This is a genomic window from Bradyrhizobium sp. 14AA, from assembly GCF_054185205.1.
In genome coordinates this window covers 21,220-46,153 of record NZ_JAVAYM010000041.1, presented here as the reverse complement: position 1 = coordinate 46,153, position 24,934 = coordinate 21,220, and the positions used below count along the sequence as shown (strand labels likewise).

Here is a 24,934-nt window from a genome sequence, read left to right as displayed (position 1 = left end):
CGCAGGAACTCGGGGTTGGAGGCGACGACGACGTCGGCCTTGGGATTGGTCTCGCGGATGATGCGCTCGACCTCGTCGCCGGTGCCGACCGGCACGGTCGACTTGGTCACCACCACGGTGAAGCCGGACAGCGACTGCGCGATCTCTTTGGCGGCGGCGTAGACATAGGAGAGATCGGCATGGCCGTCGCCGCGGCGCGATGGCGTACCGACCGCGATGAAGACGGCGTCGGCATCGGCAACCGGCTTCGACAGATCGGTGGTGAACTCCAGCCGCTTGGCTTTCACATTCGCCGCGACGAGTTCATCGAGGCCGGGCTCGTAGATCGGAATCTCGCCGCGATGGAGTGCCGCGATCTTCTTCTCGTCCTTGTCGACGCAGATGACGTCGTGACCGAAATCCGCAAAGCAGGCTCCGGACACCAGTCCCACATAGCCCGTGCCGATCATCGCGATTCGCATGAAAAACCCTGTTCTGGCTTGGTTAACGAAACCCCAATTCGGGGCGGTTTAGCATTTTCCCCGCGTGAGGGAACAGTCTGCGTGCAAAAACCGGCACGCGAGTTGAACCGGTAAAGAAGTCGGAAACCGCAAGGCGCCAAACTGCCCCACGCCCAGACAGAGCCGGGCGGAACACGCCTCGAAAAGGGACACCATGACACCATCAGGCACAATCGCCGCAAGCGGGCTTCCCAAGCCCTCCTCTGCCGCGCGTGTCGACTGGGTCGACTACGCCAAGGGCATCTGCATCGTCATGGTCGTGATGATGCATTCGGTGCTGGGGGTCGAGCTCGCCGCCGGCGAGACCGGTTTCATGCATGTTCTGGTGGCCTTCGCAAAGCCGTTCCGGATGCCTGACTTTTTCCTGATTTCGGGCCTGTTTCTGCCGCTCGTGATCGACCGCGACTGGCGAACCTATCTCGACCGCAAGGTGGTGCATTTCGCTTATTTCTATGTCGTCTGGGTGACAATCCAGTTCGGCTTCAAGGCCCCCGCCTTTGCGGCGGAGACGAGCTGGCGCGACGTCGGCTTCCTGTATCTGGAGTCCTTCGTCGAGCCGTTCGGCACGCTCTGGTTCATCTACCTGCTGCCGATCTTCTTCGTCGTCACAAAACTGACACGCAAATTCCCGCCGCTCGCGATCTGGCTCGTGGCGGCCGCACTGGAGACGGCGCGCATCACGACCGGCTGGACCGCGATCGACGAGTTCTGCGCACGCTTCGTCTATTTCTATTCGGGCTATCTGTTCGCGCCTTACGTATTCGTTCTGGCGGATCGCGCGCGCAGCCATCCCGCATGGGCGCTCGCAGCGCTCGCGACGTGGGTTCTGGTCAATGCCGGCCTCGTCGCGTACGGCGTGAGCGAATGGAAGATCGTCTCGCTCGTGCTCGGCTTCGCCGGCGCCTGCGCCATCATCACGACGGGCACGCTGCTCGCGCGCGCGCATTGGTGCAATTTCCTGGGCTTCTGCGGCGAGCATTCGATCGTGATCTATCTCGCCTTCTTCCTGCCGATGGCCGCGACACGGACGCTGCTGCTGCGCACCGGCGTCATCCCCGACATCGGCACGGTCTCGCTGATCGTCACCATTGTCGGTGTGATCGGCGCACTCGCGATCTGGCAGCTGGCGCTGCGGCTCAATGCCGGCTTCCTGTTCGAACGGCCGGATGCATTCTGGATCGCGCCGAAGAAGCCGGGACCGGTGTTGCAGGCGGCGGAGTAGTTGAGCGACGTTCTCTCCACGCCGTCGTCCCGGCGAAGGCCGGGACCCATAACCCCAAGAAGTGGTTTGGCGAAGACTCGCAGTTCGGTACTGCGACCATCCGCGTAGGATAAATCACGCGGTATGGGTCCCGGCCTTCGCCGGGACGACGATGAGGTGTGGGAATCCGCCCAAAAATCCCCCTCCCATGGCTGTCTTTTGCCGCAAAAATTCATACATTGCGGCCATGCCAAAAACCTCCCCGAAGACCTCCGCCAAAGCCGACACCAAGCCTGCTGCTGACAAGCCTGCTGCCAAACCGGTTGCGGCGAAGGCGGCCGGCAAGGGGGATCACATCTTCCTGGTCGACGGTTCCGGCTACATCTTCCGCGCCTATCACGCGTTGCCGCCGCTGAACCGCAAGTCCGACGGCCTGCAGGTCAACGCCGTGCTCGGCTTCTGCAACATGCTGTGGAAGCTCCTGCGCGACATGCCCGCCGACAACCGGCCGACGCATTTGGCGATCGTGTTCGACAAGTCGGAAGTCACCTTCCGCAACAAGATCTATCCCGAATACAAGGCGCACCGGCCGCCGGCGCCGGACGATCTGATCCCGCAATTCGCGCTGATCCGCGAGGCCGTGCGCGCCTTTGACCTGCCCTGCCTGGAACAGGGCGGCTTCGAGGCCGACGATCTCATCGCGACCTATGCGCGGCAGGCCAGCGAGCGCGGCGCCACCACGACCATCGTGTCCTCCGACAAGGATCTGATGCAGCTCGTGAACGACAAGATCATGATGTACGACACCATGAAGGATCGCCGCATCGGCATTCCCGAGGTGATCGAAAAATTCGGCGTGCCGCCGGAGAAGGTCGTCGAGGTGCAGGCGCTGGCCGGCGATTCCACCGACAACGTGCCCGGCGTGCCCGGCATCGGCATCAAGACCGCGGCGCAGCTGATCGTCGAATATGGCGACCTCGAGCAATTGCTGTTCCGCGCCACCGAGATCAAGCAGCCGAAGCGGCGCGAGGCGCTGATCGAGAATGCCGAGAAGGCGCGGATCTCGCGCCAGCTGGTGCTGCTCGACGACAAGGTCGCACTCGACGTGCCGCTGGACGATCTTGCCGTCCACGAGCCCGACGCGCGCAAGCTGATTGCCTTCCTGAAGGCGATGGAATTCACCACGCTGACACGACGCGTCGCCGACTATTCGCAGATCGATCCGGCCAACGTCGATGCCGATGCGTCCAACAGCAGCGGCGCCAGGGGCGGCGGCGATACCGCGAAAGCAAGATCGTCCGACGTATCCGGCGATCTCTTCGCTACGCCTGCGGCAGCCGCGACCGGCGGCGACAAGGGCGACAAGTCGGCCAGCATCAAGGGCGCGCCGATCTCGCTCGCCGCCGCGCGCGAAGAGGCGCTGCGCAAGATTCCAGTCGATCGCAGCAAGTATCAGGCGATCAAGTCCCTCGAGGAGCTCAGCGCGTTCATCGCGCGCATCCACGATGCCGGCCATGTCGCGATCGAGATCAAGGCAAACTCGATCGATCCGATGCAGGCCGATCTCTGCGGCATCGCGCTGGCGCTGGCGCCGAACGAGGCCTGCTACGTGCCGCTGGCGCACAAGCAGGCCGGCGGCGGTGCCGGCCTGTTCGACGCGGGCCTCGCGCCCGATCAGGTCAAGCACGCCGACGCCGTCGACGCGCTGCGGCCGGTGCTGGAATCATCAGGCGTCCTCAAGATCGGCTTCGACCTCAAATTCACCGCGGTCATGCTGGCGCAGCACGGCGTCACCTTGCGCAACACCGACGACGCGCAGCTGATCTCCTATGTGCTCGATGCCGGTCGCGGCTCGCATGGGCTGGAATCGCTGTCCGAGCGCTGGTTCGGCCACGCCATGCTGAAGGAAAGCGAGCTGCTCGGCAGCGGCAAGGGCAAGATCACCTTCGACCAGGTGCCGATCGACAAGGCCGCGCCGCTGTCGGCCGAAGGCACCGACATGGCCCTGCGCGTCTGGCGCGTGCTGAAGCCGCGCCTCGTCGCCGAGCACATGACCGCGGTCTACGAGACGCTGGAGCGGCCGCTGGTGTCCGTGCTCGCGCGCATGGAGCGGCGCGGTATCTCGATCGACCGCCAGGTGCTGTCGCGCCTCTCCGGCGACTTCGCTCAGACCGCCGCGCGCGTCGAGGCCGAGATCCAGCAGATTGCGGGCGAGCCCGTCAATGTCGGCAGCCCCAAGCAGATCGGCGACATCCTGTTCGGCAAGATGGGACTGCCGGGCGGCACCAAGACAAAAACCGGCGCGTGGTCGACCACCGCGCAGGTGCTCGACGAGCTCGCCGAGCAGGGCCACGATTTTCCGCGGAAGATTCTGGAGTGGCGCCAGGTCTCGAAGCTGAAATCGACCTACACCGACGCGCTGCCGACCTATGTCAATCCGCAGACCCATCGCGTCCACACGACCTATGCGCTGGCCGCGACCACGACGGGCCGGCTGTCGTCGAACGAGCCGAATTTGCAGAACATTCCGGTGCGCACCGAGGACGGCCGCAAGATCCGCCGTGCCTTCATCGCGACACCGGGGCACAAGCTGGTCTCCGCCGACTATTCGCAGATCGAGCTGCGGCTGCTCGCCGAGATCGCCGACATTCCCGTGCTGAAGCAGGCGTTCCGTGACGGCCTCGACATTCACGCGATGACCGCGTCGGAAATGTTCGGCGTGCCGATCAAGGGCATGCCGAGCGAGATCCGCCGCCGCGCCAAGGCGATCAATTTCGGCATCATCTACGGCATCTCGGCCTTCGGCCTCGCCAACCAGCTCGGCATCGCCCGCGAGGAAGCCTCTGCCTACATCAAGAAATATTTCGAGCGCTTCCCCGGCATCCGCGCCTACATGGACGAGACGCGCGACTTCTGCCGGAGCCACGGCTACGTCACCACGCTGTTCGGCCGCAAGTGCCACTACCCCGACATCAAGGCCTCGAACGCCTCCGTGCGCGCCTTCAACGAGCGAGCTGCGATCAACGCGCGGCTTCAGGGCACCGCCGCCGACATCATCCGCCGCGCGATGACGCGGGTGGAGGACGCGCTGGCCGAGAAGAAGCTCTCGGCGCAGATGCTGCTTCAGGTGCATGACGAATTGATCTTCGAGGTGCCGGACGCCGAGGTCGAGGCGACGCTGCCGGTCGTGCAGCACGTGATGCAGGACGCGCCGTTCCCGGCCGTGCTGCTCTCGGTGCCGCTGCATGTCGACGCGCGCGCGGCGAATAATTGGGACGAGGCGCATTGAGGCGTCTCTTCACCTCTGGCGTCGTCCCGGCCTAGTGCGCAATTGCGCACGGGGGGCCGGGACGACCCAAGTGGGATGCAGCGCGGCTTGAATTGTCCTCCGAGCAATTGCGCGATGGCCCCACGGGCCTGCGCATATTAGAACCGTGCCGTCTCCCGCACCGGTTCACCCATGCCCCACACCTCCGCTTTGCTCGGCTTCGCCCTCGTCTGCCTTGGTCTCGTGCTCACGCCGGGGCCGAACATGATCTATCTGATCTCGCGCTCGATCACGCAGGGGCCGGCTGCCGGCATCGTCTCGCTCGGCGGCGTGGCGCTGGGCTTCGTATTCTACATGCTGTGCGCGGCATTCGGCATCACAGCGCTGCTGCTCGCGATCCCCTTCGCCTATGACGCGCTGCGCTTTGCCGGCGCCGGTTATCTGCTGTGGCTCGCCTGGCAGGCGGTGAAGCCGGGCGGGCGCTCGCCGTTCCAGGTGAAGCAGCTCGCGATCGACAGCCCGCGCAAATTGTTCGCGATGGGTTTTGTCACCAATTTGCTCAACCCGAAGATCGCGATGCTGTATCTGGCGCTGCTGCCGCAGTTCATCGACCCCGCCGCCGGCAGCGTGCTGACGCAGTCGGTGGTGCTCGGGGCGATCCAGATCGCGATCAGCGTCAGCGTCAACGCGATGATCGCGCTTGCTGCAGGCTCGATCGCGCTGTTCCTGACGAGCCGGCCGAGCTGGATGCTGGTGCAGCGCTGGCTGATGGGCACGGTGCTGGCCGGCCTCGCGGTGCGGATGGCGGTGGAAGCGAAGAAGGTTTAGCGGACGCCGCGAACCACACCCCGTCCGTGTCCCGGACGCGCTGCGGCGCACTTGCGCTGCTGCGCAGAGCCGGGACCCAGAAGGCCAAGCACGAGATCGCAGAGACATGGGCCCCGGCTCTGCGCCGCACCGCTGCGCGCTGCGTCGCCTCCGGGGCACGAGGCGTGAGAGCTCGCTGCCAGGCTAGTCCAGCTTCGCCTCCATGCCCCGCTTCACCGCGGGCCGCGCCATCAGGGCCTCGTACCAGCGCTTGACGTTGGGGAAATCGGTCAGCTCAACCTTGTGGCGAGGGTGGCGCCAGGCCCAGCCCAGGATGGCGAAATCGGCAACCGAGAGGTCGCCGGCGACGAAGTCGCGCCCCTCGAGCCGGCGGTCGAGCACGCCATAGAGCCGGCGCGTCTCGGCCATGTAGCGCTTCAGGCCATAGGCGCGGTCCTGCTCGTTCTCGAGCGCGATGAAATGGTGGACCTGGCCGGGCATCGGGCCGAAGCCGCCCATCTGCCACATCAGCCATTCGTAGACGGGGATGCGCCCGGAAAGCGATTTCGGCAGGAATTTGCCGGTCTTTTCGCCGAGATAGAGCAGGATGGCGCCGGATTCGAAGATGCCGACGGGCTTGCCGTCCGGGCCCTCGGGGTCAAGGATCGCCGGGATCTTGTTGTTGGGGGAGAGCTTGAGGAACCCGGGCGCCATCTGCTCGCCCTTGGTGATGTTCACCGGAATCACCTTGTAGGGCAGTCCCATCTCCTCCAGCGCGACCGAGATCTTTCGGCCGTTCGGCGTGTTCCAGGTATGCAGTTCGATGGTCATGCCTTATTTTCCTTCCCCAAGAGGCCTGGCGCCGGCCTGGGCCCTCACCTACTCCAGAAGGTTGCACCCCACAACCGGCGGACCGGGATGGCCGATCCCTGTTGACGGGAGACGCCCCCTCTGGAATGTCGCAGCCGTCGCGGATAAATTCCGCCTCCTTCAAAAACGCTGTTCGAGGGACCGCCGTGTCGAAATCAGCCTCCCGCGCCCGCCTGTTCGAAATCATCCGCCGGCGCTCATTCGGCCGCGGCGAGGTGACGCTCGCATCGGGCCGCAAGAGCGATTTCTATTTCAACCTGAAGCCGACCATGCTCGACCCCGAGGGCGCGACCCTGCTCGCCGAACTCACTTACGAGGCGCTGAAGGACGATCAGCTCGATTTCATCGGCGGGCTCGAGATGGGCGCGGTGCCGCTGGCCGGCGCGCTGGCGCAGATCTCCTGGATCAAGGGTCATCCGATCGCGGCGTTCTTCGTACGCAAGAAGCCGAAGGAGCACGGCGCCAAGCTCGCGATCGAGGGGCTGCCGAAGGGCGAGACGCTCGAAGGCAAGCGCGTCGTGATCGTCGAGGACGTCACCACGACCGGTGGCTCGGCGATGAAGGCGGTGGAATCCGTGCGCGAGACCGGCGCCGAGGTGGTGCTGGTGCTGACCATGGTCGACCGCGAGGAAGGCGCCACCGATACGTTCGGTGCGGCCGGCCTGCCGTTCCGCTCGCTCTACAAGGCGTCGGAGTTCTTGAAGGCGTGATGCCGCTTCTCCCTCGCCCCGTTCTTACGGGAGAGGTGAAGCAACCGCTCATTTACCATCCGGCCTTATGGTGAATCATGTGCTGAGACCTGACGGTCCCAGCCGGTTCAGTAGCGTCGGGTGGAGTGAGCGTTGCGTACAGTCCTGTCCCATGCGCGCCGGCGGCGTCGCGCGATGTTCGTGGCCGCCACCCTCGCAGCACCGCTGCTTGCAGCGCCCGCCCCGGTCTCGGCCGAAGGCCTGTTCGACTTCTTCTTCGGTGGCGCACAGCAGCAACGGCCGCAGCGCGAGGTGCCGCAGCAGGCGAGCTCCTACGCCGATCCCTTCACCGGCCAGCAAAATGCGGCAACCCCGCAATATGTGCCGCCGACCCGCGCGGCCGCGGCCGGCGGCTCGGGCCCGGCGTTCTGCGTGCGCAGCTGTGACGGCAAATATTTTCCGCTGATGCGCGGCCTCGCCTCGCCGGCGCAGATGTGTCAGGCGTTCTGTCCTGCCAGCGCGACCAAGATCTATTTCGGCTCCTCGATCGACGGCGCCGCATCGCAGACCGGCGAGCGCTACGCCGACAGCGAGAACGCATTCGCCTACCGCAAGGCGTTGCGCGCCGACTGCACCTGCAACGGCCGCGAGCCGGTCGGTCTCGCCCCGGTCGATCTTGCGCTGGACTCCTCGCTGAAAGCCGGCGACGTGATCGCCACCACCGACGGCCTCGTCGCCTATACCGGCATCCGCGTCGGCAACGACCAGACCGCCGACTTCACCCCGGTCGCCTCCTATCCCGGCCTCACCGCGCAGGTCCGCGCGCGCCTCGGCGAGATGAAGGTCGCGCCGGTGCGGGCGGAAACAGTGTCGGCCGATGCGCCGGCACAGTCCGAGATCGTGCGCGAGGCATTGCCTGATGTGACGGTGCCGAAGACGCCGGCGCAGAAGCCGGCGAAGCGGGCGGGGTTGGAGTAACTCAGTTTCGTGTCCCGGACGCGGCGCGGCATGCAATGACGCGACGCAGAGCCGGGACCCAGAATGCCGCGAGCATGGGCCCCGGTTCAGCAGCGCACCACACCGGACGATGCTTCGCATCGCCGGGAGTGCTGCGCTGCGCCCGGGGCACGAGAACTCACCTCCCGATGATCACCCCGATCACGTTGGGCGCCGCCAGATATTTCTCCTCGATCGCCGCGCGCGCGGCGGCGCGGTTTTCCTGGGTCAGCAGGCCGCGCTTCTCGGCCAGGATCATCCAGCAAAATCCCCACCAGTCGGTCAGCATGCCCTGATCGCCAACGAGGTCATAGCCCTGCTCGGCCGCGAAGATGCGCGCATGCGCCTCGTCCAGCGTGTCCAGGAACAGGTGGTCCTCGACCGAGAACAAATCGTCGCTGACGTCGTCGATGGTGTAGCCCCAGATCGACTGGCACACCGCGTTGAACTCGCGGTCGAACTGGTCGTCATCGATCCTCTGGCGCCGCGCCGCCTGATGCAGCCGCGACAGCGAGCGCGCAAAATCGGCGATCCGGGTGAGGGCAAACTGATCGAAGGCAATGGTGGACATGTAGTCCTCGCAAAGTCTGACAGACGCTAGATATTGTGTCGGCAACGCGCCGAATCACAATGATATATCAAAGACTTGCTAAAGTGTTCTTAATTTGTTCCGATGGTAGGATCAATTGTTGAGGCCGTCGTCCTGGCGAAAGCCAGGACCCATTACCCCGGTCAGCGTTGTGTTTGCGAGCTTGAGCCATGAGCAGCTATTACGTCTACATTCTCGCAAGCCGTCATCACGGCACGATTTATATTGGCGTCACGAAGGATCTACGCGCGCGGCTCGAACTGCATCGCTCAGGCCGCGGCTCGAAGTTCGTGCAGAAGTACAAAATCGTCCGCCTCGTTCATGTCGAGGCGTTCGCGACGCCGCAGGAAGCGATTGCGCGCGAGAAGCAGCTGAAGTTCTGGAAGCGCGACTGGAAGATCAAGCTGATCGAGCAGGAAAATCCCGATTGGAATGATCGGTCGGGCCTTCTCTAACAGTCGGGGTAATGGGTCCTGGCTTTCGCCAGGACGACGATGAGGTGGAGCTTGCGCTCAAGCAACGCTGCATCCGCAGCGTCACCCTTCCCCTCAATTCGCCGCCGACACCAATCTGTCCCCGCACGCATTCGCGTAGAACTTGCCGCCGCATTGGCGCTTGATGGCAGCGCAACGCTGTGCGGGAGATGCATTCTGCGGGACAGTGAAGCCGCAACTGAGAGCGTCGGCGCTGCGGCCCATCTTGCCGGCGGCGAACGCGGCGCTGGAGGCGGTGATGCAGATGACGATCAGGGCCGCGGTCGCGATTTCGATCAACAGTCGCATGACGTCTCCTCCACACTGATGGCCGAATTGGCCCGCAATCTAGCACTGAATCCCGGTTTCTCCGTGCTCGTCCGGGTTCCCAAATCGGCCCGTTCCTTGCATAAATTTGCGCCAGCGCAGTGCACGGCCGCGCCGGCGACAGTTCCGGTGCAGGGGCAAGACGCGTAGGGTTAGTGATGTTCTCGACCAGGAAGTGACGGCCTTGCAAGATTCATCGTTCCAGCCAAATTTCTCCGCCCCCGGGCAGCCTATCGACGAGCTCGCGCTGGCCGAGATCAAGGGCGCGATCCTGGCGAAGCTGCGCCTTGCCATCGGCAAGGACGCGGGCATGGCGACGAAGCACGACTGGTACCAGGCCGCGGCGCTGGCGCTGCGCGACCGCATCGTGCATCGCTGGCTCACGGCGGAAAAGCACAGCTACGACGCGGGGCGCAAGCGCGTCTATTATCTGTCGCTTGAATTCCTGATCGGCCGCCTGTTCACCGACGCGCTCAACAATATGGGCCTCCTGAAGATCTTCGAGGTCGCGCTCGGCGATCTCGGCGTCTCGCTGCCCGAGCTGCGCAAATGCGAACCGGACGCCGCGCTCGGCAATGGCGGCCTCGGGCGGCTCGCCGCCTGCTTCATGGAGAGCATGGCGACGCTGTCGATCCCCGCCATCGGCTACGGCATCCGCTACGATTTCGGCCTGTTCCGCCAGATCATCAACCAGGGCTGGCAGCAGGAATATCCCGACGAATGGCTGAGCTTCGGCAACCCCTGGGAATTGCAGCGGCCCGAGGTGATCTACAACATCCATTTCGGCGGCGGCGTCGAGCATGTCGACGACAAGGGCCGCGACCGCGCGATCTGGCATCCGGGCGAGACCGTGCAGGCGATCGCCTATGACACGCCGATCGTCGGCTGGCGCGGCCAGCACGTCAACGCGCTCCGCTTGTGGTCAGCGCGCTCGCCCGATCCGTTGAAGCTCGACGCCTTCAACAAGGGCGACTATGTCAGCGCCAGCGCCGAGCAGTCGCGCGCGGAAGCGATCTGCAAGTTCCTCTATCCGAACGACGAGAGCCCGGCAGGCCGCGAGCTGCGCCTGCGCCAGGAATATTTCTTCGTCTCGGCCTCGCTCCAGGACCTGGTGAAACGGCATCTGTCCTCGGACGGCCAGTTGCGCAGCCTGGCGAACAAGGTCGCGGTGCAGCTCAACGACACCCATCCGAGCCTTGCCGTCACCGAGCTGATGCGCATCCTCGTCGACCTGCACAATTTCCGCTGGGACGAGGCCTGGAAGATCACGGTCGCCACCCTCTCCTACACCAATCACACGCTGCTGCCCGAGGCGCTGGAGACCTGGCCGGTCGAGCTGTTCGAGCGGCTGCTGCCGCGGCACCTCGAGATCATCTACCGCATCAACGTGCAGCATCTCGCGCTCGCCGAAGCGCGCGCGCCCGGCGACATCGACTTCCGCGCCTCGGTCTCGCTGATCGACGAGAGGAGCGGACGCCGCGTGCGCATGGGCCAGCTCGCCTTCGTCGGCTCGCATCGCATCAACGGCGTCTCGGCGATGCATTCCGACCTGATGCGCGAGACCGTGTTCCACGACCTCAACCACCTCTATCCCGGCCGCATCACCAACAAGACCAACGGCATCACCTTCCGCCGCTGGCTGATGCTGGCGAACCCCAAGCTGACCGATTTGTTGCGCGAGACCTGCGGCGACGCCGTGCTCGACGATCCGACCCAGCTCTCGCTGATCGAGGCGCGCGCCAGCGACGTCGAATTCCAGAAGAAGTTCCGCAGCGTCAAGCTCCACAACAAAGCGGCACTCGCACGCCTGATCGGCGAGCGGCTCGGCATCAAGGTCGACCCGACTGCGCTGTTCGACGTGCAGATCAAGCGCATCCACGAATACAAGCGCCAGCTCCTCAACGTCATCGAGACCGTCGCGCTGTACCAGTCGATCAAGGACGACCCCAACGGCAACTGGGTGCCGCGGGTGAAGATCTTCGCCGGCAAGGCGGCGGCGAGCTATCGTTACGCAAAACTGATCATCAAGCTGATCAACGACGTCGCGGAGGTCGTCAACAACGATCCCGCGATCGGCGGCAAGCTCAAGGTCGTCTTCCTGCCCGACTACAATGTCAGCCTCGCCGAGGTCATCATTCCCGCGGCCGATCTCTCCGAGCAGATCTCCACCGCCGGCATGGAAGCCTCCGGCACCGGCAACATGAAGCTGGCGCTCAACGGCGCCATCACCATCGGCACGCTCGACGGCGCCAATATCGAGATCCGCGACCATGTCGGCGCGGAGAACATCGCGATCTTCGGCATGGAGGCCGGCGACGTGATGATCAAGCGCAAGCAGGGGCTGGACGCCTCCGACATCATCCGCAATTCACCGAAGCTGCAACGCGCCATCAACGCGATCGGCACCGGCGAGTTCTCGCCGGGCGATCCCGGCCGCTTCGAATCCATCGCGCATGCGCTACGCTATCTCGACCATTACATGGTCAGCGCCGATTTCGATTCCTATTACGAAGCGCAGCGCAGCGTCGACGCGCGCTGGCAGGTAGCGCCGGCCTGGGCGCGCGCCTCTATCCTCAACGTCGCGCGCATGGCGTGGTTCTCCTCGGACCGCACTATCCGCGAATACGCCGAGGAGATCTGGAACGTGCCGGTCAATCCGACCACGCCCCTGCTGCCGAATCTGCGCGACGTCGCGGGTTGATTTTCCGCGGCGTGAAATCGGCGTTACCCGTGAGGTCATTGCATCTCGCGGGGAGGATGATGATACGATCGTCATCATTCCCAAACCGGGCCCGTGATACGGGACGCCGTAAGCTCAAACACCGTCATTGCAAGCGCAGCGAAGCAATCCAGACTGTCTCCGCGGAAAGATTCTGGATTGCTTCGCTGCGCTCGCAATGACGAATGGGGTCGGCATCGAGGACCAAAAATGCACGCCAAGCTCCCCCACCCCTTCGACGACGCCACCCGCATCAGCGCCGGCGACAGCAGCTGGCAGGGGCATACCAGCGACGAGGCCTTTGTCGGCCCGTTCGGCGGCGCCACCGCCGCGACCATCTTGCGTGCGCTGATCGACCATCCGGAACGCGCCGGCGATCCGCTGGCGCTGACCGTCAATTACTGTGCGCCGATCGCACAGGGCCCGTTTGACCTGGACGTGCGGCTGGTGAAGGCCAACCGCTCCAGCCAGCACTGGAGCGTCGAACTGTCGCAGGGCGGCGGCGAGGTCGCAACGCTCGCCACCGCCGTGTTCGCCGAGCGCCGGCCGTCCTGGGAGCACCGGGTGGCGCCATATCCGGATGCAAAGCCGTTCGAAGAGACGCTGCCATTCCCGAAGATCGCGGCGTCCTGGGCCAACCAGTACGAATTCCGCTTCGTCGAGGGCGAGATGCGCATCGGACCGCCGCAGGCCGAGCTTGCCAGCACCTATTCGAAGGTCTGGATCAGCGACCGCACGCCGCGCAAGCTCGACATGCTCTCGCTGATGTCGATGTCCGACGCCTTCTTCGGCCGCATCTTCCACGCGCGGCGCGAGCTGGTGCCGTTCGGCACGGTGTCGCTGACGACGTATTTCCACACCGACAGCGAAGAGCTCGAGACTGAAGACATCACCCGCGTGCTCGCCACCGCCGATTCGAAGATCATGCACAAGAGCTACGCCGACCAGAACGCCGAGCTGTGGTCGCCGAACGGCAGGCTGCTCGCGACCACGACGCAGATCGCGTATTTCAAGGCGTAGCCACAACTGTTTCCACGGCGTCGTCCCGGCCTAGTGCGCAATTGCGCACAAACAAAAAGGGCGGCCCCTCGGCCGCCCTTTTGCATTGAAGACGGAGCGAGAGATTACTCCGCTGCGAGCTTCACGTCCGGCGCTGCCGCACGCACTTCGGCATCCACCTGCGCTTCGAACTTGGCAAAATTCTTCTGGAACATGCCGACCAGCGCGCGCGCGGTCTTGTCGAACTCGTCCTTGTCCTTCCAGGTGTTGACCGGGTTGAGGATCTCAGCCGGCACGCCCGGCAGCGCGGTCGGGACCGCGAAGCCGAAATATTTGTCAGTGCGGAATTCGACGTTGCGCAAGCTGCCGTCGAGCGCGGCGGTGAGCAGCGCGCGCGTCACCTTGATCGGCATGCGCGAGCCGACGCCGTACTTGCCGCCGGTCCAGCCCGTGTTGACCAGCCAGCAGTCGACATTGTGCTGGGCGATGAGGTCGCGCAGCATGTTGCCGTAGACGGATGGATCGAGCGGCAGGAAGGGCGAGCCGAAGCAGGTCGAGAACTCCGGCTGCGGCTCGTTGCCGAGACCGCGCTCGGTGCCGGCGACCTTGGCGGTGTAGCCGGACAGGAAGTGGTACATCGCCTGCGCCGGCGAGAGCTTTGCGATCGGCGGCAGCACGCCGAAGGCGTCGGCGGCGAGCATCACCACGTTCTTCGGCTGCGGCGCGCGGCCGGTGCGCGAGGCGTTCGGGATGAAGTCGAGCGGATAGGCCGAACGGGTATTCTCGGTCTTCGAGCCGTCGTCGAAATCCACCACGCGGGTGTCTTCGTCGAGCACGCAGTTCTCGAGCACCGCGCCGAAGCGCGTCGACGCCGCAAAGATCTCGGGCTCGGCTTCCTTCGACAGCTTGATGCACTTGGCATAGCAGCCGCCTTCGAAATTAAAGACGCCGTTCGGGCCCCAGCCGTGCTCGTCGTCGCCGATCAGCGTGCGGTTCGGATCGGCCGACAGCGTGGTCTTGCCGGTGCCTGATAGGCCGAAGAAGATCGCGGCATCGCCCTTGGCGCCGACATTGGCCGAGCAGTGCATCGGCATCACGCCGCGCTCGGGCAGATAGTAGTTCAGCGTGGTGAAGACCGACTTCTTCATCTCGCCGGCATAGTAGGAGCCGCCGATCAGCACGATCTTGCGGGCGAAGTCGATCGCGACGACGTTCTCCGACTTGCAGCCATGGCGCTTCGGATCGGCGCGGAAGCTCGGCATGTCGATGATGGTGAGCTCGGGCGTGAAGCTCGACAGCTCGACCGCCTCGGGGCGGATCAAGAGCGTGCGAATGAACAGCGAGTGCCAGGCGAGCTCGGTGAAGACGCGGGTCTTGATGCGGTAGGCCGGATCGGCGCCGCCATAGAGGTCCTGCGCGAACAGGCTCTTGCCTTCGGCGTGCTTGAGGAAGTCCTGATAGAGCGTCTCGAACTGCTCGGCGGTGATCGACTGGTTGCCGGCCCACCACATCTTCTTGTCGGTGGTGGCGTCGCGCACCGTGAACTTGTCCTTCGGGCTGCGACCGGTGAACTCGCCGGTGTCGGCGCAGAGCGCGCCGTCGGCGGACAGCACCGCTTCGCCCGCGGAGAGCGAGTACTGATAGAGTTGCGGCGCACCGAGGTTCCAGTGAACCTGCTTGAGATTCTTTAAGCCGAATTTATCGGCGCCAAAGGCACCGTTGCGCACGCCCGTCTCTTGCACGAAAAAATCCTCCTAGAACCCGCGACACTCAGCGCGGCCAAGCCTTCAGCGCGGCCAAGCCTTGGCACCGTCGCGGTCACCGTGAATTACAGGCCATCCGGCCTCGGCTGGACGACCTAATACTGATGAACGCTCGCGTTGCCAAGCTGATCCCGCAGGATTTGGTTTATTCAAGGACCGCGCCAAACGTCGCGCATGTCAGCTCTGAGCAGGCGCACCAAAAAATCACGAATGATCGCGCAACCAAATGGCTGTTTCGGTGTTATCGGGGGTTATTGCGACGCACAATCCCCTGCGATGATTTATCGTACATCACCCTCGCCGATCAGAGCGAAGGGTCCCCACATCGCAGGATAGGCGTTACGCGGTGATGAGGCATCATCAACGTACGTCAACATGGCGCGGCGCAAAGCTTCGGCACGACCGATTTTTGGTTCGTTTTTGAGCAGGGCGAAAGTCGACGTGGTCAAGCGGGTGGCAGCTTCCGAATCCACTGCCCAATGCGAGACCAGCAACGCGCGGGCGCCGGCATAGAAGAACGAGCGTGCCAGCCCGGACAACGCCTCCGCACCGGGCTTGTCACCGGCGATCGTATTGCAGGCCGACAGCACAACCCAATCGGCATTGAGCTTGAGCTGCGCGACTTCGCTCGCGGTCAAAAGGCCGTCGTCGATCTCGGAAGGCTGGTCGGGAATGGAAAGCGCAAGCGATGGCTCGCCCAGTCCCTTGACGTCGCCTGCAACGAGACCGTGGGTAGCGAAGTAGATGATGCTGTATTGAGCAAGCGCTGCACGCTTGAGCGTCGTTTCGCTCGCATCGCGGCCGAGATGGATGTCGACCTCGCCGGCGCCGACATCCTTCGCCACCGCGTTCAGCTCGTCGGCGGTGTCAGGCAGTTGCGGCAGCGCTTTCGCAAGCTGCGCACGATCAACACCGGCGCCGCGCCAGAAGTCGGTATAGGCAATCGTCGCGATGCTGCGCGCGGCGACCTTGCCGCCCGCGGCGCGCCGGTCGGCCGGCCCTTCGGCTGCAGGGTTGAACACGGGATCGCCAAAGCCGGTCATCGGCTTGACACCCTGGTCCCTGCGCGCGAAGGCGCGCAGCGATTTCAGGCTGATCACCGACGGCAGCACCGAGACCGCCTGGCGCCGCAGCAGCCAGGCTGCGTTGCGATAACCTTCGAGATTGTCCGGGATCGCAGCCTGCGGGGTCTCCGTGACCAGCAGATGAAACGGCAATGCGGTCAGCGCCGCCGAGGGCACCACCAGCAGGCTGCGCTTGTCCTTTGTCAGCGCCTCGACCGGGCCGAGCAGCGCGACATAGAGCTCGTTCGCGAGCGCGAGATCGAACAGTCCCGACTTGCCCGAGCTATCGCGCGCCTTGCCGACGTCGAGCCCCCTACGGAATGCAGTCACCTTCTTCGTCAGCGCGTCCGCGCCGAGCGGAATCTCCTTCCAGTCGATGCCGTCGCGCGTGATCGCGATGACATAGCTCTGCTTGTCGACGACGGAATAGAGCACCATCGCCTCGTCAGTCGACAGCAGCGGCTGGATGTCCTTCACCGTCAGCGGCAGCGGGTTGGAGAGCGAGGCATAGTCGGGAAACTCGACCGCGAGGGTCTTCTGCAAACCGGCGCGCTCGCTCGCGATCGTCGCGATCCTCGCGCGGCTGCGCTGCTCGGCCGCGACGTCGCGCTGGGCCGCTTGCTTCGACACCGCCGTGATGATCGCCTTGTCGAGCGCCTCGGCCTCGGCCGCGAGATCCTGGTCCCGGCGTACCAGCTCGGCGAGCCGGTCGCTGCCGGCGGCAAGCCGCACCGCGAGCTTGTTGACGGCGGAGGCGGCGGAGGATTGGGTGCCGCGCTGGATCGCGGCGAGCGCCTCGTCCAGCGCCTTGTCGCCGGACAGCAGGGATTGCTGACGCGCAGCGAACAAGACCGGCAGCACGACGCGCAACTGCGCGCGGTTGGTCGCAAGCGTCCTTTCCGCAAGCGGCAGCGCGTCCACGGTACGCCCGGAGACGTGGAGGAAATAGGCAAGATTGCTGGTCGAGGTCACGACATCTGGATGATCCGCCCCGAGCGCGCGCTCGCGGATCGCGAGAGCACGGCGGTACAGCGGCTCGGCATCGGCATAGCGCTGCTGGTGCTCGTAGAGTCCGGCGAGATTGTTCAGCGAGCGCGCGACATCGGGATGGTCCGCTCCCAGCACCTTCTCGCGGATCGCGAGCGAGCGCTTGATCGGTGCCTCGGCATCTGCATCCCGGTTGAGGTCGCGATCGACCTGGCCGATATTGTTCAGGACCGTGGCGACTGCGGGATGCTCGGGACCGGCGGCTTTCTGATAGATCGCGAGCGCCCGCTGGAACAGCGGTTCGGCCTCGGCAAAATGCTCCTGCTTCACGTAGAGCGTGGCGAGATTGTTGAGGGCTCTGCCGACATCGGGATGCTCGCGCGACAGGCTCTTTTCGCTGACGGCCAGCGCACGCTTGAACAGCGGCTCGGCTTCAGTGAAGCGGCTCTGCCGCTGATACAGCGCAGCGAGGTTGCTCAGCTCGGGCGCGATCAAGACGGTGTCGAGACCGAGCGACTTCTCCATCAGCGCGATGGCGCGCTTGTAGGCCGGCTCGGCCAGATCGTCGCGGCCCTGACCTGCATAGACCTGGCCGAGATTGTTGAGCGCGGCAGAGAGTTCGCGGCCGTCGTTGCCCTTCTCCAGGCTCGCCACCATGGCCTGGGCCAAAGGCAGTGCTTCCGCGTATTTGCCGGCCTGATTGAGCGCGTTGATCCGCGCGCCCTGTGCGGCGAGATCGCCCTTCTGGGCAAGAGCGGGGGTGGCAAACAACGTGGCGATCGCGAGCGCCAGACCCGCGGCCAATGCCAAACGACGACGCGTCATGAACCCTCTCGCTGCGATCCGTAAAACCATCACGGACTTGGGTCGCGGCGATGGGCGGCAGCGTTCAAAGACTTGCGCTCTGGTCCACCTTCTTGCGCGCCTCGCCAGCGAGGCGGACCAGCATCTTGCGCAGCGCCGTGCCGTCACTCACCCGTTCCGGGAAGTCCAGCCGCAAGGCGGTCTGGCCGTCCTGCATGTCGAGCCCCTCGGGGTCGCAGCCGGTGCAGCGCCAATCTCCTTCCGCCGCGCCGAGGAGCTTTGTCGCATAGAGGCCCATGGCGTCGCGGTGGTCGGCATTCATGTGCTCGACCGCCCCCTCCTCTGCCGCCAGCAGATCGTCGGCGCCGGTAAGGTCCGTGAGGAACTGCTCGGGCTTGAGGTCGACGATCCGGCCGAAGCCGGCAACCAGATGGGTTCCCGTGGGCCGGATCCTGAAAAAGGCGAAATCCTTAAAGGAAACAAAGCCTTCTGCCGATGGATGGGCATTAAGATACCGTCGCTGCAGCAGATCCTTGTCGGCATCGGCCTTCTCGGCATGGCCGGACAGCATGATCCGGGCGCCCTCCAGGGGATCGCCCGCCGCGCGCTCGTCCAGCATCAGGGAGACCCTGCTGTCGGCAAGGATGTTCTTGGTATGCACGGCCAACCCTGAAATCAGCAGAATCGGCGAGCCGTCCGGATGGCTGGCCAGATTGACCAGGGAACAATAGGGATCGCCGCTGCCGGCCATCAGCGTCGCCAGCGCACCCTGCCGTGACCGCCGCAGCAGGGATTTGGCCAGTTTTCCGGGGTCGAAATCGGGGGTCGGTTGCATCGGCTTTCTCGGCTCGGGTGGTTGCAAGGGGGGCCTTTTTTCGGGTAAACGGGGGTCTGGTTATGGGTCGAAACGCGGCGAATCTGCCGTGTTTCGTGGAACTTGGTCACACTTCAGCCCAGCTTGCATTGCTCGGTGACAAGGTTCGAACGCCATCTTCGGCACCCATGTATGCGGCGCATCAGTGGATTGCTCGCCGTTTCAAGCCACGACCCAAACGGAAAGCAGAAAGCAGAGGCTCATGCCCACAATCGCTTTGGTCGACGACGACCGCAACATTCTCACATCCGTCTCGATCGCGCTGGAAGCCGAAGGCTACCGCATCATGACCTACACCGACGGCGCTTCCGCGCTTGACGGTTTCCGCACCACCCAGCCCGATCTCGCCATCCTCGACATCAAGATGCCGCGCATGGACGGCATGGAGACGCTGCGCCGGCTCCGGCAGAAATCCGACCTGCCGGTGATCTTCCTGACCTCCAAGGACGAAGAGATCGACGAGCTGTTCGGCCTCAAGATGGGCGCCGACGACTTCATCCGCAAACCGTTCTCGCAGCGCCTGCTGGTCGAGCGCGTCAAGGCGGTGCTGCGCCGCTCGGCGCCGAAGGACCCGACCGTCGCGCCCAAGGAGAACGATGCCAAGGCGCTCGATCGCGGCCTGCTGCGCATGGATCCGGAACGCCATACCTGCACCTGGAAGAACGAGCCGGTGACGCTCACCGTCACCGAATTCCTGATCCTGCAGGCGCTCGCGACCCGGCCCGGCGTGGTGAAGAGCCGCAACGCGCTGATGGACGCCGCCTATGACGACCAGGTCTATGTCGACGACCGCACCATCGACAGCCACATCAAGCGGCTGCGCAAGAAGTTCAAGGTGGTCGACAACGAGTTCGAGATGATCGAGACGCTCTACGGCGTCGGCTACCGCTTCAAGGAAGCCTGAGGCGCGAGGCGCCTTTCACGAAGGACTGAGAGCATCGCCGGTTCTGATTCCATCATGACCGGGATGGCTCTAGGATGCGGGGACCATTGCCACGAGCTGTCCTAACGCGGACGTAAGCATTGCTGGATCGAACGCAGCCTGACGAGAACCAGAGCGCCGGGGATATCGCATCCGACGGCGTTCCGGAGCACGTCGTCCAAGATGCGGCGCAAGACAAGCCGCAAGGCTGGCGGCCACTGAACTGGCTCAAGCGCGCCGGACAGTTCTTCTTCGCGCTGTCCTTCTCGAGCCTGACCCGCCGCATCGTCTCGCTCAACCTTGCCGGCCTCGTCGCGCTGGTGGCGAGCATCCTCTATCTGTCGCAATTCCGTGCCGGCCTGATCGACGCGCGCGCGCAGAGCCTGCTGGTGCAAGCCGAAATCATCGCCGGCGCCATCAGCGCGTCGGCGACCGTGCAGACCAACGCGATTACCGTCGATCCGGAGCGCCTGCTCGACCTGAAACTGGGCGAGAGCTATGGCGGAACGGACGATTCGCTGGATTTTCCGATCAATCCCGAACGCGTGGCGCCGGTGTTGCGCACGCTGATCTCGCCAACCAAGACCCGTGCGCGGATCTTCGATCCCAACGGTTCGATGCTGCTCGACAGCCGTGACCTCGACGTACTCAGGGCATTCCCGCTGCCGCCGCTGTCCGAGAAACCCGGTCTGGTCGAACGCATCATGGTCCCCGTGCGCACCTGGCTGAACCGCGGCGACCTGCCGCTGTATCGCGAGCTCGGGCGCGAGAACGGCAATGGCTATGTGGAAGTCGCCGACGCGCTCCAGGGCCAGAAGCGCTCGATGGTGCGGGTCAATGCGCGCGGCGAGGTGATCGTCTCGGTCGCGGTGCCCGTGCTGCGCTCGCGCGCCATCCACGGCGCGCTGATGCTGTCGACGCAAGGCGACGAAATCGACCAGATGGTCACCGCCGAGCGCCTCGCCATCCTGAAGGTCGGCGGCGTCGCGGCCGCGGTCATGATCATGCTGTCGCTGCTGCTCGCCAGCACGATCGCCGGTCCCGTGCGCCGGCTCGCCGACAGCGCCGAGCGCGTCCGCCGCCGCATCAAGGCCCGCATCGAGATTCCCGACTTCACCCGCCGCCGCGACGAGATCGGCCATCTCTCCGGCGCGCTGCGCGACATGACCAGCGCGCTCTACAGCCGGATCGAGGCGATCGAGATGTTCGCCGCCGACGTCGCGCACGAATTGAAGAACCCGCTGACCTCGCTGCGCTCCGCGGTCGAGACGCTGCCGCTGGCGCGCAACGAGAACAGCCGCGCGCGCCTGCTCGAGGTGATCGAGCACGACGTCAAGCGGCTCGACCGGCTGATCTCCGACATCTCCGACGCCAGCCGCCTCGACGCCGAATTGCAGCGCCAGGACGCGATCCCCGTCGACCTGCGCCGCCTGCTGACGACGCTCGTATCCGTCGCCAACGAGACCAAGCTCGGCCATGACGTCGCCGTCGAGACACGCTTCGAGGGTCGCGGCCCGGCCGACACCTTCGCCGTGACCGGCCACGATTCGCGATTGGGACAGGTGGTTTCCAACCTGCTCTCCAACGCGCAGTCGTTCTCGGAAGCCGGCAGCAAGGTGCGCCTCACCTGCCGGCGCGTGCGCGGAGAGATCGAGATCGTGGTCGACGACGACGGCCCCGGCATCCGCGACGACGCGCTGGAGCGCATCTTCGAGCGCTTCTACACCGACCGTCCGCATCAGGGCTTTGGCCAGAACTCCGGCCTCGGCCTGTCGATCTCCAAGCAGATCGTCGACGCCCATGCCGGGCGGATCTGGGCCGAGAACCGCGCAGGCCCGCCTGATGACGAGGGCATCCCGACAGTGTCAGGCGCGCGCTTCGTGGTGAGGCTGCCGGCGCTATGAGCCAACGTAGCTTGAACGAAGGCAGCTTGAACGAAGGCGGCCCCAGCGTTCACGCCTCCGCGGTCAAGGTCGGGACTCTGGCGGTGCTGATCCGCGGCCCCTCGGGTTCGGGCAAGTCGCGCCTTGCCTTCGATTTGATCATGGCAGGGCGCGCAGGCGTGGTCGAAAGGGCCGTTCTGGTCGGCGATGACCGTGTCCATCTGGCGACACTCGGCCACGAAATTGAAGTGCGTCCCGCGCCTGCGCTGGCCGGCCTGATCGAGATCCGTGGCCTCGGGATCCGCCGCTGCGACTTCGAAGGCCATGCGACCGTCGGCCTCGTGGTCGATCTGGACGCTGAGGACGCGGAACGGCTGCCGCCGGCCGAATCCCTGAAAACAAGCATTTTAGGTGTCGAATTACCGCGAATCCCGGTCCCCCGCGACTATTCGCCCCTCCCACTGGTTGTCGCGGCCTTGACCACTACCAAGAGTTAACCTTCTGCTAATCCCTCAGGCGATTGTTTGAAGGGAAATGGTAACCATATGAACCCCACTATCGCGACCGAATAGACCGGCGCAGCTCCCCTCATCCATCCGTCTAGATTCAGGGAGATACGCAACATCCCCTCTTGCGCAGGGGCTCTGGATGGTCAAAGTGGCGCGTTCGTGCGGTGCACCAAAAGCGCCCGCGAGGAGTTTTCCGATGATTGGTCTAGTACTTGTGACCCACGGGCGCCTTGCCGACGAATTCAAGGCAGCGCTTGAACATGTCATGGGCCCACAAAAGCAAATCGAAGCGATCACGATCGGCGCCGAAGATGATTCCGATCTCTGTCGAAGCGACATCATCGAGGCGGTTAACCGCGTCGATTCCGGCGACGGCGTTGCGATCCTCACCGACATGTTCGGCGGCACGCCGTCCAACCTTGCTATCTCCTGCATGAGCCGGCCCAAGGTCGAAGTGCTCGCGGGCATCAACCTGCCCATGCTGGTGAAGCTCGCCAAGGTGCGCGAGGAGCGTCCGCTGCCGGACGCGATCGCGATGGCCCAGGAAGCGGGCCGCAAATACGTCACCATCGCCAGCCGCGTGCTCGCCGGCAAATGAGCGACGACGCGCCTCAAGCCGCAACGGGCGTGCCCGCGGGCGCGATCTCCAAAGAGCTCCTGATCATCAACAAGCGCGGCCTGCACGCCCGCGCCTCGGCGAAATTCGTCCAGGCGGTCGAGCGCTTCAACGCGCAAGTGTGGGTGACGCGCGGCGGCGAGACCGTCGGCGGCACCTCGATCATGGGCCTGATGATGCTGGCCGCAGGTCCCGGCACGACGATCACCGTCGCCGCGGCGGGCGCCGAAGCGGATGCCGCGCTCGCGGCGATCACCGAACTCGTTGAGAGCAAGTTCAACGAGGAAGGCGTCTGAGCCACACGCTCGACGCCGTAGGGTGGGCAAAGGCGCGACGCGCCGTGCCCACCATCTTTCCACAATCATGCGACGTGGTGGGCACGCTCCGCTTTGCCCACCCTACGGCACCTCTCACTTCGCCGGCGGCGCGATGTAGATGTTCCAGCTCATCGACGGGCCGGCCTTGCCGTTGGTGAAGCGGCGCGTCGTCATCACGATGCGCTCGGCGTTCGGGGCTACGTCCGCCACCCATTTCTCGAACGCGGGCAGACGGCCGTCGGTCGGATCGAACACGCCGATGAAGCCGTATGTCTTGACGTCGTCGCGCGAGGTCAGCCCGGAATCCCAGGCCTCTAACGACAGCAATGCGGACGGATGATCCGGGCTGTAGAACACCAGTGGCTGGATCTGTTCCATCGTGCCGGCAACGACGGCCCAGCGCGAGCCGAAGCGGGTGTGCCAGGCCTGGGTCAATTCGCGCGCGAGCTCCGAGCGCGCGCCATAGATCTGTGCGTTGCCGGCATTGGCCGCCATCTCGCGCGCGGCGATCCAGGGCGAGGCGGCGAGCGTCGCGACGCTCAGCACCAGCCAGATCGCGGCGATGTTGAACAGCGTCGCGCTCTGCACCCGCAGCGCAGGGATCGCGACCAGCGCGAGCGGCACCAGGAAGAACAGCGAGATGCCCCAATCGGTCTTCATGTAGATGCTGAAGGCGAGCGCGCCGAGCGGCGGGCCGAATGCGACGATGATCTGGACGATCCAGACGTTCAGCGCCTGCGAAACATTCACGCTCGCGTTTGCGCCGCGCGCCCAGGCCCGCGTGACGATGCGCAGCGGCGCGCGCAAGAGCAGCGTCGTCCACGGCGGCACCCACGCCATGGCCAGCGCGGCCAGCGCCACCGGCAATGCCAGCAGCGCGAAATTGTGCAGGAAGTAACCGGCCACGAGCTGATGCACGAGGCCGCTGTTCTCGAGGCTGTAGGTATCGCCGGCATAGGTCAGCGGCACGAAATGCGCTTCCGCCAGCCAGACGACGTGCGGGATCATCGCCACCAGCATCGTCGCGATCGCGACCCACGGCGCCGGCGACAGCAGGAACTTCATCCGATCCGGATGGATCAGCGCGGCAAGGCCGATGGCGCCGATCATGGTCAGCACCCAGTATTTGGTCATCAGCGCCAGCGCGCCGGCGAGGCCGAGCCAGATGCCTGATAGCCAGCTCCGCTTCTCGAACGCGTTGAGATAGGCGAGCACGAGCAGCGGCAGCGTGACGAGCTGCAGCAGGTCCGGGTTGTACTTGAAACCCTTGAAATTGAAGATCGGGTAGAGCGCGACCATCACCACGGCCAGGAACGCGCGGCGTGCGTCCACCACGCGCAGCGCAACCAGCCAGCAGATCACCATGCCGACGCCGACCGTTGCCATCGCCAGCGCATAGGTCGCCCAGTCCGCCGCCGGGAACACTGTGAACCAGACGCCGGCGACCCAGCCCGACAGCGGCGGGTGCTTGCCGTAGCCCCAGAGGAATTTCTGGCCCCAGCCCCAGGCTTCCGCGACGTCCATGTGAACGTCCTGCGCCGCCTTCAGATTGATCAGGATGAAGGTCCAGAGCACGCCATGCAGGATGGCGAGCTGGATCACCAGCCAGAGGCGGGCCTCGGGGCGGATCGCGCAGGCAACCAGCCAGGCCCGGAAGCGGTTGTAGCTCACCCGGGGTTTTACGCGCGTTCGGGCAGAGGGGATGGAGGTCGAGGACATGGGCCGTTGCGTAGCGCGTTTTGGGCCCTCGTGGAATC

Annotated in this window: 21 protein-coding genes; 13 read left to right on the top strand and 8 right to left on the bottom strand. The window is 64.9% G+C overall.

Annotation, left to right across the window (positions count from 1 at the left end; genetic code table 11):
* Nucleotides 1–461: 2-dehydropantoate 2-reductase N-terminal domain-containing protein (locus RAD15_RS40730; protein WP_458184333.1), on the bottom strand; the 461-nt coding region annotated here is incomplete at its 3' end.
* Between the two features lie 193 nt (nucleotides 462–654).
* On the opposite strand from RAD15_RS40730, the gene RAD15_RS40725 reads away from it, so the two are divergent.
* The 3 genes from RAD15_RS40725 (at nucleotide 655) to RAD15_RS40715 (ending at nucleotide 5,797) form a co-directional block, all read left to right on the top strand.
* Nucleotides 655–1,722 carry an acyltransferase family protein gene (locus RAD15_RS40725; protein ID WP_458184332.1) on the top strand — a complete coding sequence of 356 codons (1,068 nt, stop codon included), beginning with the start codon at nucleotides 655–657 and terminating at the stop codon, nucleotides 1,720–1,722.
* A gap of 226 nt (nucleotides 1,723–1,948) precedes the next feature.
* Nucleotides 1,949–4,990, top strand: a complete 3,042-nt coding sequence (gene polA, locus RAD15_RS40720) for a DNA polymerase I (RefSeq protein ID WP_458184331.1) — start codon at nucleotides 1,949–1,951, stop codon at nucleotides 4,988–4,990.
* A 171-nt stretch (nucleotides 4,991–5,161) separates the two neighbouring features.
* On the top strand, nucleotides 5,162–5,797 hold the full coding sequence (locus RAD15_RS40715; RefSeq protein ID WP_458184330.1) for a LysE family translocator: 636 nt from the start codon (nucleotides 5,162–5,164) through the stop codon (nucleotides 5,795–5,797).
* 183 nt (nucleotides 5,798–5,980) lie between these two features.
* Here RAD15_RS40715 and RAD15_RS40710 read toward each other — a convergent pair whose 3' ends face one another.
* Nucleotides 5,981–6,607 (bottom strand): glutathione S-transferase family protein, encoded by a 627-nt coding sequence (locus RAD15_RS40710; protein WP_458184329.1) that lies wholly within the window; start codon nucleotides 6,605–6,607, stop codon nucleotides 5,981–5,983.
* 185 nt (nucleotides 6,608–6,792) lie between these two features.
* Here RAD15_RS40710 and pyrE point away from each other — a divergent pair, with 185 nt between their 5' ends.
* A complete protein-coding gene (pyrE, locus tag RAD15_RS40705; RefSeq protein WP_254123827.1) occupies nucleotides 6,793–7,356 on the top strand; it encodes an orotate phosphoribosyltransferase in 564 nt (187 codons plus the stop codon).
* Between the two features lie 174 nt (nucleotides 7,357–7,530).
* Nucleotides 7,531–8,313, top strand: a complete 783-nt coding sequence (locus RAD15_RS40700) for a DUF2865 domain-containing protein (RefSeq protein WP_458184335.1) — start codon at nucleotides 7,531–7,533, stop codon at nucleotides 8,311–8,313.
* A gap of 157 nt (nucleotides 8,314–8,470) precedes the next feature.
* On the opposite strand, the gene RAD15_RS40695 is transcribed toward RAD15_RS40700, so the two are convergent.
* A complete protein-coding gene (locus tag RAD15_RS40695; RefSeq protein WP_458184328.1) occupies nucleotides 8,471–8,902 on the bottom strand; it encodes a hypothetical protein in 432 nt (143 codons plus the stop codon).
* A gap of 188 nt (nucleotides 8,903–9,090) precedes the next feature.
* Here RAD15_RS40695 and RAD15_RS40690 point away from each other — a divergent pair, with 188 nt between their 5' ends.
* The gene (locus RAD15_RS40690) at nucleotides 9,091–9,375 is read left to right on the top strand and encodes a GIY-YIG nuclease family protein (protein WP_458184327.1); all 285 of its coding nucleotides are present in this window, start codon (nucleotides 9,091–9,093) and stop codon (nucleotides 9,373–9,375) included.
* 93 nt (nucleotides 9,376–9,468) lie between these two features.
* Here the strand turns inward: RAD15_RS40690 and RAD15_RS40685 are convergent, their stop codons facing one another.
* Complete coding sequence (locus RAD15_RS40685; protein WP_458184326.1) at nucleotides 9,469–9,702, bottom strand: hypothetical protein; 234 nt, start codon at nucleotides 9,700–9,702, stop codon at nucleotides 9,469–9,471.
* 202 nt (nucleotides 9,703–9,904) lie between these two features.
* Between RAD15_RS40685 and RAD15_RS40680 the strand changes: the two genes are divergently transcribed.
* On the top strand, nucleotides 9,905–12,421 hold the full coding sequence (locus RAD15_RS40680) for a glycogen/starch/alpha-glucan phosphorylase (protein ID WP_458184325.1): 2,517 nt from the start codon (nucleotides 9,905–9,907) through the stop codon (nucleotides 12,419–12,421).
* Between the two features lie 228 nt (nucleotides 12,422–12,649).
* Nucleotides 12,650–13,459 carry an acyl-CoA thioesterase gene (locus RAD15_RS40675; protein WP_458184324.1) on the top strand — a complete coding sequence of 270 codons (810 nt, stop codon included), beginning with the start codon at nucleotides 12,650–12,652 and terminating at the stop codon, nucleotides 13,457–13,459.
* Nucleotides 13,460–13,563: 104 nt separating this feature from the next.
* Here the strand turns inward: RAD15_RS40675 and RAD15_RS40670 are convergent, their stop codons facing one another.
* From RAD15_RS40670 to RAD15_RS40660, 3 genes are all read right to left on the bottom strand, one after another.
* Entirely contained in the window at nucleotides 13,564–15,180 is a 1,617-nt protein-coding gene (locus RAD15_RS40670) for a phosphoenolpyruvate carboxykinase (RefSeq protein ID WP_458184323.1), read from the bottom strand.
* A gap of 302 nt (nucleotides 15,181–15,482) precedes the next feature.
* Nucleotides 15,483–18,077, bottom strand: a complete 2,595-nt coding sequence (locus RAD15_RS40665; RefSeq protein ID WP_458184322.1) for a CHAT domain-containing tetratricopeptide repeat protein — start codon at nucleotides 18,075–18,077, stop codon at nucleotides 15,483–15,485.
* Nucleotides 18,078–18,141: 64 nt separating this feature from the next.
* The gene (locus RAD15_RS40660; RefSeq protein ID WP_458184321.1) at nucleotides 18,142–18,891 is read right to left on the bottom strand and encodes a HugZ family pyridoxamine 5'-phosphate oxidase; all 750 of its coding nucleotides are present in this window, start codon (nucleotides 18,889–18,891) and stop codon (nucleotides 18,142–18,144) included.
* A gap of 241 nt (nucleotides 18,892–19,132) precedes the next feature.
* Between RAD15_RS40660 and RAD15_RS40655 the strand changes: the two genes are divergently transcribed.
* From RAD15_RS40655 to RAD15_RS40635, 5 genes are all read left to right on the top strand, one after another.
* Complete coding sequence (locus RAD15_RS40655) at nucleotides 19,133–19,834, top strand: response regulator transcription factor (protein WP_008542552.1); 702 nt, start codon at nucleotides 19,133–19,135, stop codon at nucleotides 19,832–19,834.
* A gap of 119 nt (nucleotides 19,835–19,953) precedes the next feature.
* A complete protein-coding gene (locus RAD15_RS40650; RefSeq protein WP_458184320.1) occupies nucleotides 19,954–21,756 on the top strand; it encodes a stimulus-sensing domain-containing protein in 1,803 nt (600 codons plus the stop codon).
* Between the two features lie 11 nt (nucleotides 21,757–21,767).
* A complete protein-coding gene (locus RAD15_RS40645; protein WP_458184319.1) occupies nucleotides 21,768–22,232 on the top strand; it encodes an HPr kinase/phosphorylase in 465 nt (154 codons plus the stop codon).
* A 208-nt stretch (nucleotides 22,233–22,440) separates the two neighbouring features.
* On the top strand, nucleotides 22,441–22,842 hold the full coding sequence (locus RAD15_RS40640) for a PTS sugar transporter subunit IIA (protein ID WP_007597752.1): 402 nt from the start codon (nucleotides 22,441–22,443) through the stop codon (nucleotides 22,840–22,842).
* Nucleotides 22,839–23,156, top strand: a complete 318-nt coding sequence (locus RAD15_RS40635) for an HPr family phosphocarrier protein (protein ID WP_458184318.1) — start codon at nucleotides 22,839–22,841, stop codon at nucleotides 23,154–23,156. Before RAD15_RS40640 ends, RAD15_RS40635 begins: the two co-directional genes overlap by 4 nt.
* 114 nt (nucleotides 23,157–23,270) lie before the next feature.
* Here the strand turns inward: RAD15_RS40635 and RAD15_RS40630 are convergent, their stop codons facing one another.
* Nucleotides 23,271–24,896: a glycosyltransferase family 39 protein gene (locus RAD15_RS40630; protein WP_458184317.1), complete on the bottom strand. Its 1,626-nt coding sequence runs from the start codon at nucleotides 24,894–24,896 to the stop codon at nucleotides 23,271–23,273.
* Nucleotides 24,897–24,934 lie beyond the last annotated feature (38 nt).